Origin of the sequence: Cryobacterium sp. TMS1-13-1 (genome assembly GCF_004403125.1) — a bacterium.
In the GTDB taxonomy this organism is placed as follows: domain Bacteria; phylum Actinomycetota; class Actinomycetes; order Actinomycetales; family Microbacteriaceae; genus Cryobacterium; species Cryobacterium levicorallinum.
On sequence record NZ_SOGX01000005.1, the window covers coordinates 165,267 to 182,356 of the forward strand.

Annotated in this window: 14 protein-coding genes; 11 read left to right on the plus strand and 3 right to left on the minus strand. The window is 66.3% G+C overall.

All coding sequences use genetic code 11. From position 1 onward, the window contains the following. Nucleotides 1-1,059, plus strand: a complete 1,059-nt coding sequence (gene pheS / locus E3T31_RS04615; protein ID WP_134467677.1) for a phenylalanine--tRNA ligase subunit alpha — start codon at nt 1-3, stop codon at nt 1,057-1,059. After that, on the plus strand, nt 1,059-3,653 hold the full coding sequence (pheT, locus tag E3T31_RS04620; RefSeq protein ID WP_134467678.1) for a phenylalanine--tRNA ligase subunit beta: 2,595 nt from the start codon (nt 1,059-1,061) through the stop codon (nt 3,651-3,653). Before pheS ends, pheT begins: the two co-directional genes overlap by 1 nt. Before the next feature lie 300 nt (nt 3,654-3,953). On the opposite strand, the gene E3T31_RS04625 is transcribed toward pheT, so the two are convergent. After that, nucleotides 3,954-4,958 carry a type IV toxin-antitoxin system AbiEi family antitoxin domain-containing protein gene (locus E3T31_RS04625; protein ID WP_134467679.1) on the minus strand — a complete coding sequence of 335 codons (1,005 nt, stop codon included), beginning with the start codon at nt 4,956-4,958 and terminating at the stop codon, nt 3,954-3,956. A gap of 269 nt (nt 4,959-5,227) precedes the next feature. Between E3T31_RS04625 and argC the strand changes: the two genes are divergently transcribed. The 7 genes from argC to argH all read left to right on the plus strand — a co-directional run bounded on the left by argC (nt 5,228) and on the right by argH (nt 13,318). Next, the gene (gene argC / locus E3T31_RS04630; protein ID WP_134467680.1) at nt 5,228-6,274 is read left to right on the plus strand and encodes an N-acetyl-gamma-glutamyl-phosphate reductase; all 1,047 of its coding nucleotides are present in this window, start codon (nt 5,228-5,230) and stop codon (nt 6,272-6,274) included. Next, nucleotides 6,271-7,452 carry a bifunctional glutamate N-acetyltransferase/amino-acid acetyltransferase ArgJ gene (gene argJ / locus E3T31_RS04635; RefSeq protein ID WP_134467681.1) on the plus strand — a complete coding sequence of 394 codons (1,182 nt, stop codon included), beginning with the start codon at nt 6,271-6,273 and terminating at the stop codon, nt 7,450-7,452. Before argC ends, argJ begins: the two co-directional genes overlap by 4 nt. Nucleotides 7,453-7,454: 2 nt before the next feature. Beyond that, nucleotides 7,455-8,363 (plus strand): acetylglutamate kinase, encoded by a 909-nt coding sequence (gene argB / locus E3T31_RS04640; RefSeq protein ID WP_134442392.1) that lies wholly within the window; start codon nt 7,455-7,457, stop codon nt 8,361-8,363. Next, a complete protein-coding gene (locus E3T31_RS04645; RefSeq protein ID WP_134467682.1) occupies nt 8,360-9,550 on the plus strand; it encodes an acetylornithine transaminase in 1,191 nt (396 codons plus the stop codon). Before argB ends, E3T31_RS04645 begins: the two co-directional genes overlap by 4 nt. A 96-nt stretch (nt 9,551-9,646) precedes the next feature. Next, a complete protein-coding gene (gene argF, locus E3T31_RS04650; protein WP_134467683.1) occupies nt 9,647-10,576 on the plus strand; it encodes an ornithine carbamoyltransferase in 930 nt (309 codons plus the stop codon). A 104-nt stretch (nt 10,577-10,680) separates the two neighbouring features. Next, the gene (locus E3T31_RS04655; RefSeq protein ID WP_134467684.1) at nt 10,681-11,880 is read left to right on the plus strand and encodes an argininosuccinate synthase; all 1,200 of its coding nucleotides are present in this window, start codon (nt 10,681-10,683) and stop codon (nt 11,878-11,880) included. Between the two features lie 7 nt (nt 11,881-11,887). Beyond that, entirely contained in the window at nt 11,888-13,318 is a 1,431-nt protein-coding gene (gene argH / locus E3T31_RS04660) for an argininosuccinate lyase (RefSeq protein ID WP_134467685.1), read from the plus strand. Between the two features lie 120 nt (nt 13,319-13,438). Here argH and E3T31_RS04665 read toward each other — a convergent pair whose 3' ends face one another. Further along, nucleotides 13,439-14,038: a hypothetical protein gene (locus E3T31_RS04665; RefSeq protein ID WP_134467686.1), complete on the minus strand. Its 600-nt coding sequence runs from the start codon at nt 14,036-14,038 to the stop codon at nt 13,439-13,441. Beyond that, nucleotides 14,035-14,664 (minus strand): DNA-binding protein, encoded by a 630-nt coding sequence (locus E3T31_RS04670; RefSeq protein WP_134467687.1) that lies wholly within the window; start codon nt 14,662-14,664, stop codon nt 14,035-14,037. Before E3T31_RS04670 ends, E3T31_RS04665 begins: the two co-directional genes overlap by 4 nt. 145 nt (nt 14,665-14,809) lie before the next feature. Between E3T31_RS04670 and tyrS the strand changes: the two genes are divergently transcribed. Both tyrS and E3T31_RS04680 read left to right on the plus strand, forming a co-directional pair. Next, nucleotides 14,810-16,111: a tyrosine--tRNA ligase gene (gene tyrS / locus E3T31_RS04675; protein ID WP_134467688.1), complete on the plus strand. Its 1,302-nt coding sequence runs from the start codon at nt 14,810-14,812 to the stop codon at nt 16,109-16,111. 60 nt (nt 16,112-16,171) lie between these two features. Continuing rightward, a complete protein-coding gene (locus tag E3T31_RS04680; RefSeq protein WP_134467689.1) occupies nt 16,172-16,711 on the plus strand; it encodes a GNAT family N-acetyltransferase in 540 nt (179 codons plus the stop codon). Nucleotides 16,712-17,090 lie beyond the last annotated feature (379 nt).

A 17,090-nucleotide genomic window follows, 5' to 3' on the forward strand; every position in this document is an offset into this window, starting at 1 on the left:
GTGTCTGATTCCGCTGGTCCCATCGACCCACCCGCCATTACCGAAGAGGCAGTGAACGCCGCGGTTGACGCCGCACTGGCCGCCATCGCCGAAGCCGTTACGACCGCCGCGCTGAAGCTCGTACGCAGCGAGCACGCAGGGGAGTCCTCTCCGCTGTCGAAGCTCAATGCCCTCATGCGCAGCGTGCCCGGCGACCAGAAGGCCGCTGCCGGCAAGCTCGTCGGCCAGGCCCGCGGCGCCGTGACCAAGACGCTGACCGCTCGCGAAGATGAGATCGGTGCGATGGAAGCCGCCGCCCGGCTGCTAGCCGAAACGGTGGACGTGACGGCCGCAGCATCCGCTTGGAAGGCCGGGGCGCGGCATCCGATTTCACTGCTGACCGAACGGGCCGCCGACGTGTTTGTGGCCATGGGCTGGGAAGTAGCCGAAGGACCGGAGCTCGAGAGCGAATGGTTCAACTTCGACGGGCTCAACTTCGACGAAGACCACCCCGCCCGCGCCATGCAGGACACCTTCTTCGTCGAACCGACGGATGCCCACCTCGTTTTGCGCACGCAGACCTCGCCCGTGCAGCTGCGCGCGTTGCTCAGCCGCGAACTGCCGGTCTACGTCGTCGCACCTGGACGGGTGTTTCGCACCGACGAGCTCGACGCGACGCACACGCCGGTGTTCCACCAGATCGAGGGCATCGCCATCGACAAGGGCCTCACCATGGCGAACCTGCGCGGCACGCTCGACCACTTCGTGCAGGCCTTGTTCGGCCCCGAAGCCAAGGTACGCCTGCGCCCGAACTACTTTCCGTTCACCGAACCGAGCGCCGAGCTCGACGTCTGGCACCCGACCTTCAAGGACGGCGCGCGCTGGATCGAGTGGGGCGGCTGCGGCATGGTGCACCCCAACGTGCTGCGCTCCGCCGGAATCGACCCCGAGGTGTACTCCGGGTTCGCGTTCGGCGTCGGCGTGGAACGAGCAGTGATGTTTAGAAATGATGTAAAGGACATGCACGACATGGTCGAAGGCGATATCCGGTTCAGCCAGCAGTATGGGATGACGATCTAATGCGGGTACCACTGTCCTGGCTCGGCGAATTCGTCGACCTCGCGCCCGGCACGACGCCGGAAGACGTGCACGCCGCTCTCGTCAGTGTCGGCCTCGAAGAAGAAGACATCCACCGCTTCGAGGTGTCCGGCCCGATCGTGGTCGGCGAGGTACTCGAATTCGTCGGCGAAGAGCAGAGCAACGGCAAGACCATCAACTGGTGCCAGGTGCGCGTAGCCCCCGAGGGCGAACTCGCCGCCGACGGCGGCCCGGGGGTGCACGGCATTATCTGTGGTGCGCACAACTTCGCCGTCGGCGACAAGGTCGTTGTGACCCTGCCCGGTGCCTCGCTGCCGGGACCGTTTCCGATCGCCGCCCGCAAAACGTACGGCCACGTCTCCGACGGTATGATCGCCTCGGCCCGTGAACTCGGCCTTGGCGACGAGCACGACGGCATTCTGCTGCTGTCATCGCTCGGCATCGACGCCCCGGTGGGAACGGATGCCATCCCCCTGCTGGGCCTGGACGACAGCGCCGTCGAGATCAACGTGACGCCTGACCGCGGCTACGCCTTCTCCATTCGCGGCGTCGCCCGCGAATATTCGCACGCGACCGGCGTACCGTTTCGCGACCCCGCACTCGCCCTCACCGTCGTGGCCCCGGTCACCCGGTTCCCGGTCACGATCGACGACCAGGCCCCGATTCGGGACCGGACCGGTGCGACGGTGTTCGTGACCCGCGTCGTGCGCGGCGTCGACCCGACCCGGCCAACCCCGGCCTGGATGATCGCCCGGCTGGGGCTGGTCGGCATCCGCTCGATCTCGCTCGTAGTCGACGTGACCAACTACGTGATGTTCGAGCTCGGCCAGCCGCTGCACGGCTACGACCTCGACAAGCTGGCCGGCGGCATCATCGTGCGACGCGCGACCGCCGGCGAGAAATTCACCACGCTCGACGCCGTCACCCGCACGCTCAACATCGAAGATCTGCTGATCACCGACGAATCCGGGCCAATAGGCCTGGCCGGAGTGATGGGCGGGGCGAACACCGAGATCAGCTCGGAGACCGTCAATGTGCTCGTCGAGGCCGCCAACTTCGACCCGGTGTCCATTGCGCGCTCGGCCCGCCGCCACAAGCTGCCCAGCGAGGCGAGCAAGCGGTTCGAACGCGGCGTCGACCCGCAGGTTGCTGCCGTTGCCGCCGCCCGCGTGGTGCAGCTGCTGGTGGAACTCGCCGGGGGAGTTGCCGACGACCTCGGGTCGGTTTACAACGAGGCGCCGGCCGCACAGCCGATTCTGCTGCCGACCGGATTCGTGTCGGGTCTGATCGGCTTTGCCTACACCGGGGACGAGGTGCGTGCTGCCCTGGTCGACGTCGGTGCCTCCCTCGAGGAAGCCGACGGCGACCTGCAGGTCACTCCGCCGAGCTGGCGCCCCGACCTCACCGACAAGTGGACCCTGGCCGAAGAGGTCGCCCGCATTGTCGGGTACGACAAGATTCCCTCGGTTCTGCCGGTCGCGCCGCCCGGCCGCGGCCTGACGCACACCCAGACGCTGCGCCGCACGGTCGCGCAGACCCTCGCCGCCACCGGCCACAGTGAGGTGCTGACCTATCCGTTCGTCTCCGAGCAGGCGAACAACCTGTTCGGTATGGCCATCGTGCCGTCGCAGACGGACGCTGACAGCACCGACGGTGCTGCGGCATCCGCTGCCCCGGTCGCGGTGCCCCAGATGAAGGTCGCCAACCCGCTCGACGGTGAGGCGCCGTACTTGCGCACCTCGATCCTGCCCGGAATGCTGCAGATCGCGCACCGCAACCGTTCTCGCGGGCTGGTCGATGTGGCCATCTACGAGCAGGGCCTGGTCTTTCGGCCCGTGGCCGGGGTGAGCTACGGCATGGCTGTGCTTCCCACCGGGGCCGCACGACCGAGCACGCAGGATGAGGCGGCGCTGAACGCGGGAATTGTGCCGCAGCCGCTTCTGGTCGGCGTCGTTCTCATCGGCAACGACGTGCGGCACCAGCCGGGCCAGGCTGCCGTCGCCGCCGGCTGGCAGTCGGCGCTGGCCGCCGTGCAGCAGGTGGCGCTGGCCACCGGGGTGCGCATCGAGGTTCGTCAGGGTCGGCACCCGGCGATGCACCCCGGGCGCACCGCCGAACTGTTCGTCGCTGCTCCGGGCACCGCCGCCACGGTGTCGGTCGGATTTGCCGGCGAACTGTTGCCCGCGGTAGCCGACGAATACGACCTGCCCGCAGTCGTCGCCGTCGCAGAGATTAACCTCGCGCTCGTCTTCGCGCAGGCCGGAGTCATCAATACGGTCACGCCGATCCGCACGATGCCCGCCGCCACCCAGGACCTCTCGCTCGTCGTGCCGGCCTCCGTGCCGGCTGCTGACCTGCGTGCGGCCGTGGCGAAGGGCGCCGGCGACCTGCTCGAGAGCATCGAACTCGTCGATGACTACCGCGGTGCCGGAGTCGAACCCGGCCAGAAATCACTCACCTTCGCGCTGCGTTTTCGCGGCGAGGAACGCACACTGACCGCTGCCGAAGCCAGCGCTGCGCGCCTGGCCGGTGTCGCTCTCGCGGCCGACCGGTTCGGTGCGACCCTGCGCGAGTAGCGTCTCGGTGCCTGCGCGTCGCGAGACAGCGGATGCCGTGAGTCGCCCCGTCGGGGCGGGCCCGCCGCATCCGCTCGTGGCACGTGTTTGAGAAGTTGGCACTGGTTTGAACCCGTGCGGGCTTCTCAAATGAGTGCCACGAGCCTGACCAGAGTGGCGCGCCGGCTCCGGTCGACGGATGCCGGTCGACGGTCTCCGCGTCCCGTGGCACGTGTTTGGGATCGTGGCACTGGTTTGAACACGTGCGGGCTTCTCAGATGAGTGCCACGAAGCCTCGCGTGAACCCGGAGCGTGCAGCCATTAACTGTGGCGTCTTGTTGGCGCTCGCGGCACACCCTTGTCCATCAGGAAGCGATAGAACGCCTGCGGCGAGAGCGCGAGTTTCCATCCCCACCGGTCGAAGCTGTTGACCTCCGGCCGAAGAATGCTCTCCCGGTCCTTTTCATCCATCACAACCTGCACGATGTCGCGACCGGCCATCACTGCCGCCCGGGTGTACTTGATGTGGCCATCGAACTCGCCGATCTTGCGCACCCCGCGCCAGAAATAGTCGACGTAGTACGTGCGCCCGTCCACGTCGAAGCGCACTTGCAATTCGGGTATCTCGAAGCCCAATTCTTCGAACCGCACTCGCCCGAGCGACTCGCCGGGGTTAGCTGAGAGGCCATTGGCGAACGTGATGGCCCTCTCGGCCGCCCGGTGCCCATTTCTCGGGTGCACCCAATCCAGCTCGGTCAGTAGCGTTGCCTGGGTGATCGGTGGTGCCCCAACGCTCCCGGACTTTTGAGCGGCGGCCATCCGGGCTGCTTCACGATGCAGAACATGGTCGACCATCGTGACCCCGACCAGAAAGCTCGATGTCGCCGCCACATCAACCAGAGTGCGCGACAGGCTCGTTACTCGGACGCCGTCGATGACCAAGGAGGATGGGTCTACCGGCCCTCGATGAGTTGTGAGGAGCCTCGAACTGCTGCCGCCGGCGGAATCGGGATCGATGGCCTGCACACCCTTGGGCCACGGGCCAATCAGCGGCAGTCCGTGAAACACGGCGGCGGAACGGTGCGAAAACATCAAGTCACGCTCGGCCCGGGCCGCTGTCGCCCGAACGAAGAAGCGATATCGACCATCGGCACCGATCTTTTCCCAGCGCGGGGCGAGGACGTACCACCCCCGTCGCACCCGCACGAGCTCGCCGCGTTTGAGAAGTGAATCCACGGCATGGGAGTTCATGCCCGAAGCGCGCAATGCCTCCGCCGGGATCAGACCGTCGTAGGGGGCCTCACAGGTCTCAAAGATCTCGCGCATGTGGCCAGTGTTCTGCGGGCACGACCTTGAGTGGTGCTCTGGACACGACTCGTGGAGAACTGATGCCAATGGGTGCTGTGGAGGAGGTGCATCCGCTGCTCGTGGCACCTGTTTGGGAAGGTGGCACTGGTTTGAACACGTGCGGGCTTCTCAAACACGGGCCACGAGCCGACCTCGTGCGGCGACGGCAAACGGATGCTCGCGCCCGGCGCATGACGCCGCGCGCCGATGCGAAACCGGGGCCGCCGGGGCCGCGCTAGGTTTAACCCATGGTTTTTTCGGTGGCAGTGGCGGGCGCGAGCGGGTATGCGGGCGGCGAACTGCTGCGGCTGCTCGCCGGACACCCCGAATTCGAGGTGCGCACGGTCACCGCGCACAGCAATGCCGGGCAGCTCCTCATCGATGTGCAACCATCGCTGCGTTCCCTCGCCCACCTGACCCTGGTCGATACGACCCCGCAGAACCTCAGCGGGCATGACGTCGTCTTCGTCGCCCTGCCGCACGGAAAATCCGGCGAGCTGACCGCGCACCTGCCGGCCGACACCCTCGTCATCGACTGCGGCGCCGACCATCGCCTCGAGAACCCCGACGACTGGGCCGCGTTCTACGGCGGCGACTACTTCGGCGCCTGGAGCTACGGCGTACCCGAACTGCTGATCGGCACCGGCAAGCAGCGCGACCGACTGGTCGGTGCCCGCCGCATCGCCGCCCCCGGTTGCAACGCCAGCACGGTCGCCCTCGCCCTGGCTCCCGGCATCCAGGCCGGCGTGATCGAGACGCAGGACCTCGTCGCGGTGCTCGCCGTCGGCCCGAGCGGTGCCGGCAAGAGCCTGAAGCTACCCAACCTCGCGGCCGAGATCCTCGGCTCGGCCAACCCCTACGCCGTCGGCGGCACCCACCGGCACATTCCCGAGATCGTGCAGTCGCTGCGCTGGGCCGGCTCCGAAACCAACGCCACCATCTCGTTCACCCCGGTGATCGTGCCGATGGCCCGCGGTATCCTCGCCACCGCGACCGCTCGAATTGTGCCGGGCACCAGCGCCGCGGCCGTGCGTGCCGCCTGGCAGAGCGCCTACGCCGACGAACCGTTCGTGCACCTGCTGCCCGAGGGGCACTTTCCGCGCACGGCTGACGTTCTCGGCGCGAACACCGCCCTGATCGGCCTGGCCGTCGACGTAGCAGCCGGCCGGGTCGTCACCATCACCGCCATCGATAATCTTGTCAAGGGCACCGCCGGCGCTGCCATCCAATCCGCCAACATTGCCCTGGGCCTGACCGAAACGCTCGGTCTGACCCTGAATGGAGTTGTTCCGTGAGTGTCACCCTTCCCGCCGGTTTTGCTGCTGCCGGTGTCACCGCCGGCCTGAAAAAGTCCGGCGGGCTCGACCTCGCCCTCGTGCAAAATCTCGGTCCGCTGCAGAACGCCGCGACCGTGTTCACGAGCAACCGCTGCCAGGCCAACCCCGTCATCTGGAGCACCCAGGTCATGAGCGACGGCCGGGTCAGCGCGATCGTGCTCAACTCGGGCGGTGCCAACTGTTATACCGGCAGCATCGGCTTCCAGACCACCCATGCCACCGCCGAAGCGGTCGCCACGCGCCTCGACATCTCCTCCGGCGACGTACTGGTCTGCTCCACCGGCCTGATCGGAGAACAGCTCGACCTCGACCTCGTCACCGCCGGCGTCTGGGACGCTACCCTCGCCATCAAAACGGATGCCGCCACCACGCCCGACGCCGGCCTCCTGGCCGCGCAGGCGATCATGACCACCGACACTCGCCCGAAGCAGGCCTCCCACACCTCGCCTCACGGCTGGAGCATTGGCGCAATGGCCAAGGGTGCCGGTATGCTCGCGCCGGGACTGGCCACGATGCTCGTCGTCATCACGACCGACGCCGTGCTCAGCTCGACCGAACTCGACACTGCGCTCCGCGCGGCGACCCGGGTCACTTTCGACCGCCTCGATTCCGATGGCTGCATGTCGACCAACGACACCGTGAGCCTGCTCTGCTCCGGGGCGAGTGCCGTCCCCACCGACCACGCGGAATTCAGCAAAGCGCTCACCGACACCTGCCGCGACCTGGTCCTGCAGCTGCAGGGTGACGCCGAGGGCGCCGCGCACGACGTGGCGATCACGGTCACCAACGCTGTCTCCGACGACGAAGCCGTCATCGTGGCCCGCGCTGTCTCGCGGAGCAACCTGTTCAAGTCGGCCATCTTCGGCAACGACCCCAACTGGGGCCGCGTGCTCGCCGCCGTCGGAACGGTACCGGTTCAGGACGCCGCATTCGACCCCTACGGCATCGATGTCGCCATCAACGGTGTGCAGGTCTGCACAGCGGGGGAGCCCGACCAGCCGCGCGAACTCGTCGACCTCTCGGGCCGCGCCGTGACTGTATTGATCGACCTACACGCGGGTAGTGAAACGGCCACGCTGTGGACCAACGACCTCACCCACGATTACGTCGAAGAGAACAGCGCGTACTCGAGCTGAATATGACCGACATCACCCACGCAGACGAAACCAGCCAGGCCGAAGCATCCGTTAAAGCGGCGACGCTGATCGAAGCGCTGCCCTGGCTCAAACGCTTTCACGACCAGATCATCGTCGTGAAATTCGGCGGCAACGCCATGGTCAGCGAAGAGCTGCAACGCGCCTTCGCCGAGGACATGGTCTACCTGCGCTACGCCGGAATTCGCCCGGTCGTCGTGCACGGCGGCGGCCCGCAAATCTCGGCCATGCTCAAGCGCCTCGGCATCGAGAGCGAGTTTCGCGGCGGCTACCGGGTGACCACGCCCGAAGCGATGGACGTGGTGCGCATGGTGCTCACCGGCCAGATCAACCGCGACCTGGTCAGCCACATCAACCAGCACGGTCCGCTCGCCGCCGGACTGTCCGGCGAAGACGCCGGCCTGTTCCGCGGAAGACGCCGCGGCGTGGTCATCGACGGCGAAGAAGTCGACCTCGGATTGGTCGGCGACGTCATCGACGTCGACCCCGAAGCGGTGCTCGCCCAGCTCGCGGCAGGCCGCATCCCGGTGGTCTCGTCGATCGCCCCCGATACGGATGTCCCCGGCCAGTCCCTCAACGTCAACGCCGACGCTGCTGCTGCCGCACTCGCGATCGCGCTCGGCGCGGCGAAGCTCGTGATTCTCACCGACGTCGCCGGGCTGTACCGAGACTGGCCGAACCGGGATTCGCTGGTGTCGATCATCGACGTGGTCGAGCTGCGCGGTCTGCTTCCGCAGCTGGAATCGGGCATGATCCCCAAAATGACCGCCTGCCTCGACGCCGTCGACGGCGGCGTCGCCAAGGCCGCGATCATCGACGGGCGAGTGCCGCACTCGATCCTGCTCGAAATTTTTACTGGAAGCGGCATCGGCACGGAGGTAGTACCCGCATGAGTTTGTCCGCAGAAAAACCCTGGCAGAACCGTTTCGCCGATGCGATGATGAAAACCTTCAGCCCGCCGCTGGCCATGCTCGTGCGCGGTGAGGGCTGCTATGTCTGGGACGAAAAAGGCACCCAGTACCTCGACTTTCTGGCCGGCATCGCCGTGAACTCGCTCGGCCACGCCCACCCCGAGGTCGTCGCCGCCGTCACGAAGCAGATCGGCACGATCAGCCACGTCTCCAACTATTTCGCCACGCCGCCGCAGATCGAACTGGCCGAACGTCTCAAGCGCATCACCGGCGCCGGCGACGAAGGTCGGGTCTACTTCTGCAACTCCGGTGCCGAGGCCAACGAGGCCGCGTTCAAACTGGCCCGCCTCAACAATAAGGGCCACCGCAACCGCATTATTTCGCTGCACGACTCCTTCCACGGTCGCACCATGGGAGCCCTCGCACTCTCCGGCAAACCGCACATGCGCGAGGCATTCGAACCGGTTCCCGGCGGCGTCGAACACATCGACAGCACGATCAAGGCACTCGAGGCGACCATCGACAACACCGTTGCCGCACTGTTTCTCGAACCGGTCAAGGGCGAGGCCGGCGTCATCGACCTGCCCGATGGCTATCTGAAGCGTGCGCGGGAGCTGTGCACCGAGCACGGTGTGCTGCTCATCCTCGATGAGATCCAGACCGGCATCGCGCGTTCCGGCGCCTGGTTCGCCTACAACCACGCCGATATTCTTCCGGATGCTGTCACCATCGCCAAAGGGATGGGCGGCGGTGTTCCCATTGGTGCGCTCGTCACCTTTGGCTGGGCCTCCGAGCTGTTTCGCCGTGGCCAGCACGGCTCGACCTTTGCCGGGAATCCGCTGGTGACGGCGACCGCGAACGCGGTGCTCGGCGTGATCGAACGCGACGATCTCGCCGCCAACGCCACCTTAAGGGGCCAGCAGCTGCGCGAGATCATTCTCGGTTTCAAGTCTCCCTGGATCGAGGAAGTGCGTGGGCGCGGACTGCTGCTCGGCATCGGCCTGACCGAACCGGTTGCGTTGAAGCTGGGAGCTGCGGCTTTGGGCGAGGGCCTGATCGTCAACGCCGCCAATGAGACCAGCATTCGAATCGCCCCACCGCTGATCGTGGGTGACACCGAACTCGCCGACTTCCAGGACCGGTTCGGGCGAGCCCTGGCCAGCCTCTAGGCTGGACGAATCCCTCTGTGCTTGCTGGGAACCGTGCGGGGCCGCTGGAGCGGCATCCGCTTGCCCGCTAAAAGCATTCCAACCGAAAGTGACACCGTGACCCGCCATTTCCTGCGCGACGACGACATCTCCCCGGCCGAACAGGCCGAGATTCTCGACCTGGCCCTGGAGCTGAAGCGAGACCGATTCGCGGTGCGCCCGCTCAACGGCCCGCAGACCGTGGCGGTCATTTTCGACAAGTCTTCGACCCGCACCCGGGTGTCCTTCGCGGTCGGCATCGCCGACCTGGGTGGCAGCCCGCTCATCATCAGCACCGCGAACAGCCAGCTCGGCGGCAAGGAAACCGCCGCCGACACCGCTCGCGTGCTGGAACGCCAGGTCGCCGCAATCGTCTGGCGCACCTACGGTCAGGCCGGACTCGAAGAAATGGCGCTCGGTACCACGGTGCCGGTCATCAACGCGCTCAGCGATGATTTTCACCCCTGCCAGCTGCTCGCCGACCTGCTCACCATCCGGGAACACCGCGGCGACTTGGCCGGCCAGACCCTCGCCTTTCTCGGCGACGGCGCCTGCAACATGGGCCAGTCCTACCTGCTCGCCGGCGCGACTGCGGGGATGCACGTGCGTATCGCGTCGCCGGTCGGGTACACCCCCACCGATCAGGTCGTAGCGGATGCGACCGCCATCGCCGCCCAGACCGGCGGCTCGGTCGCGCTGTTCACCGACCCGCGCGAGGCCGTCACCGGTGTCGATGTGGTCATCACCGATACCTGGGTGTCGATGGGTAAGGAAGAGGAGAAGGCAGCGCGCCTCGGCGACCTCGGCCAGTACCGGGTCGACGCGGAACTGATGAGCCTGGCCAAGCCGGGCGCGCACTTCATGCACTGCCTGCCGGCCGACCGTGGCTACGAGGTGACCGCCGACGTCATCGACGGCCCGCAGAGCATCATCTGGGACGAGGCGGAGAACCGCCTGCACGCCCAGAAGGCGCTGTTGGTCTGGCTGCTCGCCCACAACGCGGCCTGACCGACCCGAGCGCGGCCATCCGCTCTCATGCTTTCTGACCGGGCGACCGGGGGGCCGCGCCACAGCACGTAAACTTCAAACAGATCAAGATTTTAGGGAGAACCATGGCGGAACGCGTTGTACTCGCATACTCGGGCGGACTGGATACCTCGGTCGGCATCGGCTGGCTCAAAGATGCCACCGGCAAAGAGGTTGTAGCCCTCGCCGTCGACGTCGGACAGGAGGGCGAAGACATGGACGTAATCCGTCAGCGCGCCCTCGACTGCGGCGCCGTCGAATCCATCGTCATCGACGCCAAGGACGAGTTCGCCAACGACTACATCGTGCCGACGCTCAAGGCGAACGCTCTGTACCAGAAGCGTTATCCGCTCGTTTCGGCCATCAGCCGCCCGCTGATCGCCAAGTACCTCGCCTCCACCGCCAAGGAACTCGGCGCCGACAGCGTCGCCCACGGCTGCACCGGTAAGGGCAACGACCAGGTTCGATTCGAAGCCGCCGTCGCCGCGCTCGCCCCCGAGCTGACCTCGCTCGCCCCGGTGCGCGACTTCGCGCTGACCCGCGACAAAGCCATCGAGTACGCCGCCAAGCACGACCTGCCCATCGTGCAGTCCAAGAAGAGCCCGTACTCGGTCGACCAGAACGTCTGGGGTCGCGCCGTCGAGACCGGATTCCTCGAAGATCCGTGGAACGCGCCGATCGAAGACCTCTACACCTACACGCAGGACCCGTCGGTCACCCGCGCCCCGACCGAGGTCGTCATTTCCTTCGAGCAGGGTGTGCCCGTCGCCATCGACGGCAAGAAGGTCACCCCGCTGCAGATGATCCAGCTCATGAACCGTCTCGCCGGCGACCAGGGTGTCGGTCGCATCGACATCGTCGAGGATCGTCTGGTCGGCATTAAGAGCCGTGAAATCTACGAAGCCCCCGCGGGAATGGCGCTTATCGCCGCCCACGAAGAGCTCGAGAACATGACCGTCGAACGTGACGTCGCCCGCTACAAGCGCGGCGTCGAGAGCAAGTGGGCCGAGCTCGTCTACGACGGCCTGTGGTTCTCCGGCCTGAAGAAGAGCCTCGATGTGTTCATCGAGGACACTCAGAAGTACGTGACCGGCGATATCCGTTTGAAAATGCACGCGGGCACTGCCGTCGTCACGGGGCGTTCGAGCACGACCAGCCTGTACGACTTCAACCTCGCCACCTACGACACCGGCGACTCCTTCGACCAGACCATGGCGAAGGGCTTCATCGAGCTGTGGTCGCTGCCGAGCAAGGTCGCCGCACGACGCGACGCCGCCGCGAAGTAGGGCATCCGTGTCGAGTGAGAAAAACCGCGCCGGCCGAGCTGGTGCCCTCTGGGGCGGCCGTTTCGCCGGGGGACCGTCGCCGGAACTGGCACGGCTGAGCAAGTCGACCCAGTTCGACTGGATGCTGGCCGAATACGACCTGCAGGGCAGCCGCGCGCACGCCAGGGCCCTCGCCGCCGCCGGATATCTCACCGACACCGAATTGACCCAGATGGTCGGCGCGCTCGAACAACTCGAGCGCGCCGTCGCGGCCGGCGAATTTCTGCCGGCCGTTGCCGATGAAGACGTGCACTCCGCCCTCGAGCGTGGCCTCATCGACATCATCGGCGTCGAGGTGGGCGGCAAACTTCGCGCGGGCCGCAGCCGCAATGACCAGGTCGCAACGCTTGTGCGCATGTGGCTGCGCGATCACGCCGCCATTCTCGCGTCCCTCGTCATCGAACTGATCGACGCCCTCGCCGCTCAGGCCGAAGCGCACTCCGGGGCTATCATGCCCGGCCGCACCCACCTGCAGCACGCCCAGCCGGTGCTGCTCGCCCACCACCTGCTGGCGCATTGCTGGCCGCTGGTACGCGACCTCGACCGCTTCGCGGACTGGGGCCGGCGAGCGGATGCGTCCCCCTACGGTTCCGGCGCCCTGGCCGGCAACACCCTCGGTCTCGACGCGCATCTCGTCGCCGTCGACCTGGGCTTCGCCGCCGTGGTTGAGAACTCCATCGACGGCACCGCCAGCCGCGACCTGGTCGCCGAATTCGCCTACATCACCGCGCAAATCGGCATCGACATGTCGCGGCTGGCCGAGGAGATCATTCTCTGGAACACCCGCGAATTCGGGTTCGTCACCCTCGACGACGCCTATTCCACCGGGTCCTCGATCATGCCGCAGAAGAAGAATCCCGACATCGCCGAGCTCGCTCGCGGCAAGTCGGGCCGCATGATCGGCAACCTCACCGGGCTGCTCACCACGCTCAAGGGCCTGCCGCTCGCCTACAACCGCGACCTGCAGGAAGACAAAGAGCCGGTCTTCGACTCCATCCAGACCCTCGAAGTCCTGTTGCCCGCCTTCACCGGCATGGTCGCGACCCTCACCTTCCATACCGAGCGGATGGCCGAGCTCGCGCCGCAGGGGTTCTCCCTCGCCACGGATGTCGCCGAGTGGCTGGTCAAACGCCACGTTTCGTTCCGTGATGCGCACGAGATCACCGGTTCGCTGGTGAAGTTCGCCGAGACGAACGGACTCGACCTGCACGAGGTCGACGACGCGGCGCTGCTGGCGATTTCGCCGCACCTCGTTCCGGAGGTGCGCGAGGTGCTCACCATCCGCGGATCGGTCGACAGCCGCGACGGCGCCGGCGGAACCGCGCCGGTGCGCGTCGCCGAGCAGCGGGCCCACCTGGTCAATCGGGTACGCGACCTGACGGCGGCGCTCAGCCGGTAACCGTGCCGAACGCGTCCGGCACGGCTGGCGAGTCAGTGGGGTTGGCGCGTGGAATCGTGTCCCCGTGGCGGTTTTGGATGCCGGGGGAGGCATCCGTTCAGGCCGACGAAAAGAGCGGCGCTAGACCAGCGCCATCGGCACGAGGGCGGCGCAGGCACAGGCCCAGGTAAGGCTTGACAGGGTGCCGATGATGAACCTCTCACGCGATTCTGCCGCGGCCAGCTCGGTGAACCGGCCGACACCCTTGATGGCGACGACGACGGCGATGGCCTCGGGGAACCCAGCCAGAATAGCGCCGGCCACTGCGAGACGTTCCAGGATGCCGATGGTCACACCCCCGCGCAGCACCTCGTGGGTCTCCGGGTCACTGACCCCGGCCATGGTCGGGGCCGGTTTTCTGGCGTTCAGAACCATGATTCCGCCGTGCTGGCCCGGCGGCACCGAGTTGTTGGTGGCGAGATCGAGGGCGAGTACCGCGACGGGGCCGCCGCCGATGACGGCGAGGGCCAGGGCGAGCATGCCGAGCACAATGCCGAAAGCGCTCGAGCCGGGCCCGACGGGGACAGCGGCCAACACCAGCGCGACGGCAAGCCCGGCGATGGCGGCGACGGCGTAGAGCTGCCGATGCAGCTTGAAGGCGATCGCGGCGCTGGCGAGCGTGGCGAGGGTGACCAGGAGTAGGGCGACCCAGTACAGAAACGTGAGAACGGTGAAAGTCATGCGGGTTCCGTTTCGTTCGGGCCGGTGTTCGGGCCAGCATCGAGTTGCTCTAGCAGCCTAACCAACGCCGGCCGTGCGGCCTGCTCGACCCGGTACTGCGCCGCTTTGAGCCGCTGACTCACCGCCCCGGTGGTGATGCCGAGCCTGTCCGCGATGTCGGTCTGGGCCAGTCCGCTTTCGAACAGATCACCGGCCTGCCAGCCCTGCGGGGAGCGGCGTTGACGCAGCAGCAGGAGCATGGTGAGGAGTGCCTCGATGCCGGGGGCTGTGGCATCCGCTTGACCGACGTCGAGCGCAAAGTGCGCCTCGGTCTTCTTGGCCCGAAGCACGGCCTCGCGGGCTGCGATGAACGCGCCACCGGTGGCCTGCCGGGTCGACGCCGGCAGCGGAGTGCGTACGGTGCCCACCCCGAGTCCGACGCTCCAGTGGCCGGAACGGTGCAGCGTGAGAATGGCGTCGAGCGTCGGCCGGGCCGTCGAGACGAGCAATTGGATCTCATCGCCCGCCGTCTGGTCGGGCGGCAGACTGAATGCGTGCGGGCTCTGGTCTACGAGTCGCGCGATCATCTCCCGCGCTCGATCGTGATCGTTGCGGCTGTCAATCTGGTCAGCGGTGATGACAAACATGGGCTGAGGCTCCGTCCTGCATTCACTGTAATTCAGGTCACAGACTAAATCAAATGAGATATAGGTTTTAGGCTAAATTGCTCTTCGAGACGAGCGGATGCCGCCCGCAATTCGTCGAGGTTGCCACGGCTGGTAATCTGAACGCGTGTCAGACCCCACCATCCTCGCCCAGCAGACCAACGATCCCTCTTTCGATTCCGTCTGGGAGGAGATCAACTGGCGCGGCCTCGTGCACGTCTCCACCGACGAGACCGAGCTCAAAGCGCTGCTCGATGGCGGTCCGATCACCTACTACTGCGGATTCGACCCGACCGCGCCGAGCCTGCACCTCGGCAATCTCGTGCAGCTGCTGCTGATGCGGCGCCTGCAGCTGGCCGGGCATCATCCGCTTGGACTGGTCGGCGGATCCACCGGACTCATCGGGGATCCGCGCCCGACCGCCGAGCGCACGCTGACCCCGACCGATACCGTCGCAGAATGGGTCGGCTACCTGCAGGCCCAGGTTTCGCGGTTCTTGAGCTCAGAGGGCGATAACGCCGTCACCCTGGTGAACAACCTGGACTGGACCGCACCGCTTTCCGCGATCGATTTTCTGCGCGAAATCGGCAAATACTACCGCGTCGGCACGATGCTCAAAAAGGATGCTGTCAGCGCGCGGCTAAATTCTGATGCCGGCATTAGCTACACCGAATTCAGCTACCAGATTCTGCAGGGCCTGGACTACCTCGAACTGTTCCGCAGCTACAACTGTGTGTTGCAGACCGGTGGCAGCGATCAGTGGGGCAATCTCACGAGCGGAACCGATCTCATCCGTCGGGCCGAAAGCGGCAGCGTGCACGCGATCGGCACGCCGCTCATCACCAACAGCGACGGCACCAAATTCGGCAAGAGTGAGGGAAACGCGGTCTGGCTGGACCCCAACCTGACGAGCCCCTACGCCTTTTACCAGTTCTGGCTCAACACTGACGATGCCGACGTGGTTTTTCGGCTCAAGGTGTTCACGTTTCTGTCACGGATCGAAATCGATCGGTTCGCCGAGCTTGTCGAAAACGAACCGTTCCGCCGGGAAGCGCAGCGCCGACTCGCCCTCGAGGTGACCAGCCTCGTCCACGGCCAGGCGGCGACGGATGCTGCCATCCACGCCGCCGAGGCGCTGTTCGGCCAGGGCGACCTTGCCGAACTCGACCCCGATACCCTCGAGGCCGCGCTGCGCGAACTTCCGCACACCACGACGGCGCCGCACGCCACCGTATTGCAGTTGCTCGTCGACACGGAATTGTCGAAGAGTCTCGGTGACGCGCGCCGCGCGGTGCAGCAGGGCGGGGTCTACCTGAACAACGAGAAGGTCACCAGCGTCGACCGGACCATCGAAGGATCGGTGCTTCCCGGGGGAGTGGCTGTACTGCGTCGCGGCAAGAAGACGCTCGCCGGCATTTTCGTCGAGTAGCTGTCTCGAGGCTTGAGCTCGGTGCAGGGGTCGGGCAGGTGTGGGTGGCAAGATGTCGACGTGGACACTCTTCGAACCGAACGCCTGCTGCTGCGCCCCTGGACCCTCGATGACACCGACTTCGTCTTCGGGTTGTACTCGTTGTGGTCCGTGCAGCAACACATCGGGTTGCATCCGCGGGTGATGACCGACCGCGCCGAGGCGATCGCTGTGATCACCCGGTGGCAGGGAATGGAACACCCCATTCACGCCATCAGGGCCGTAACGGATGCTGACACCGGCGAAATCTTCGGCAACCTGCTGCTCAAGTCGATTCCATCCTCGAGCCCGGTCACGCCGCTTGAACCGTCGGGGGATACCGAGATCGGCTGGCACTTTCACCCGAACGCGTGGCACCACGGCTACGCGACCGAGGCGGCATCCGCTGTACTGGCCGAAGGATGGAAGACGGGACTCGACCGGGTGGTGGCCGTGACCACCCCGAGCAATCGTCCGTCGCAACGGGTCTGCCTGCGCATCGGTATGACGCACAAGGGGAGAACCGACCAGTATTACAACTCCGTGAGCGAGCTCTTCGCCGCCGAGGCCCCCGCGACTTAGCCGTCTCCAGTGGGGTGTGGCACCCCGCCCTGCCCCGTCACCCGCAGCCAGCCCCGGTCGGTCCATCCATGGATATGTTCCGGGCCCGGGCCCGGAAACTGGGCCCATGTTCTATCGTGGGCCCGGTTCCCGAAGGTGGGCCCGGCTTTCTCGGTGGACCGGTTCATGAGTAGAGCGCGGGCCGGTCTCTAAAACGCCCCATTCCGTCGATCGAGCTTGTCGAGATCGCCGTCGGCTGGTCTGCGGCCGTGAAGGCCGGCGAGTGGGTGCGGAGCGGTGCGACACGCCCGGGTGGGGGGCGTTTTGACGGGTGGGTGGTCTGGCCGTAATGTATCTATACGTACCCCAAAGGTGCGGAAAGCCGCAGTGCTTTCCGGCC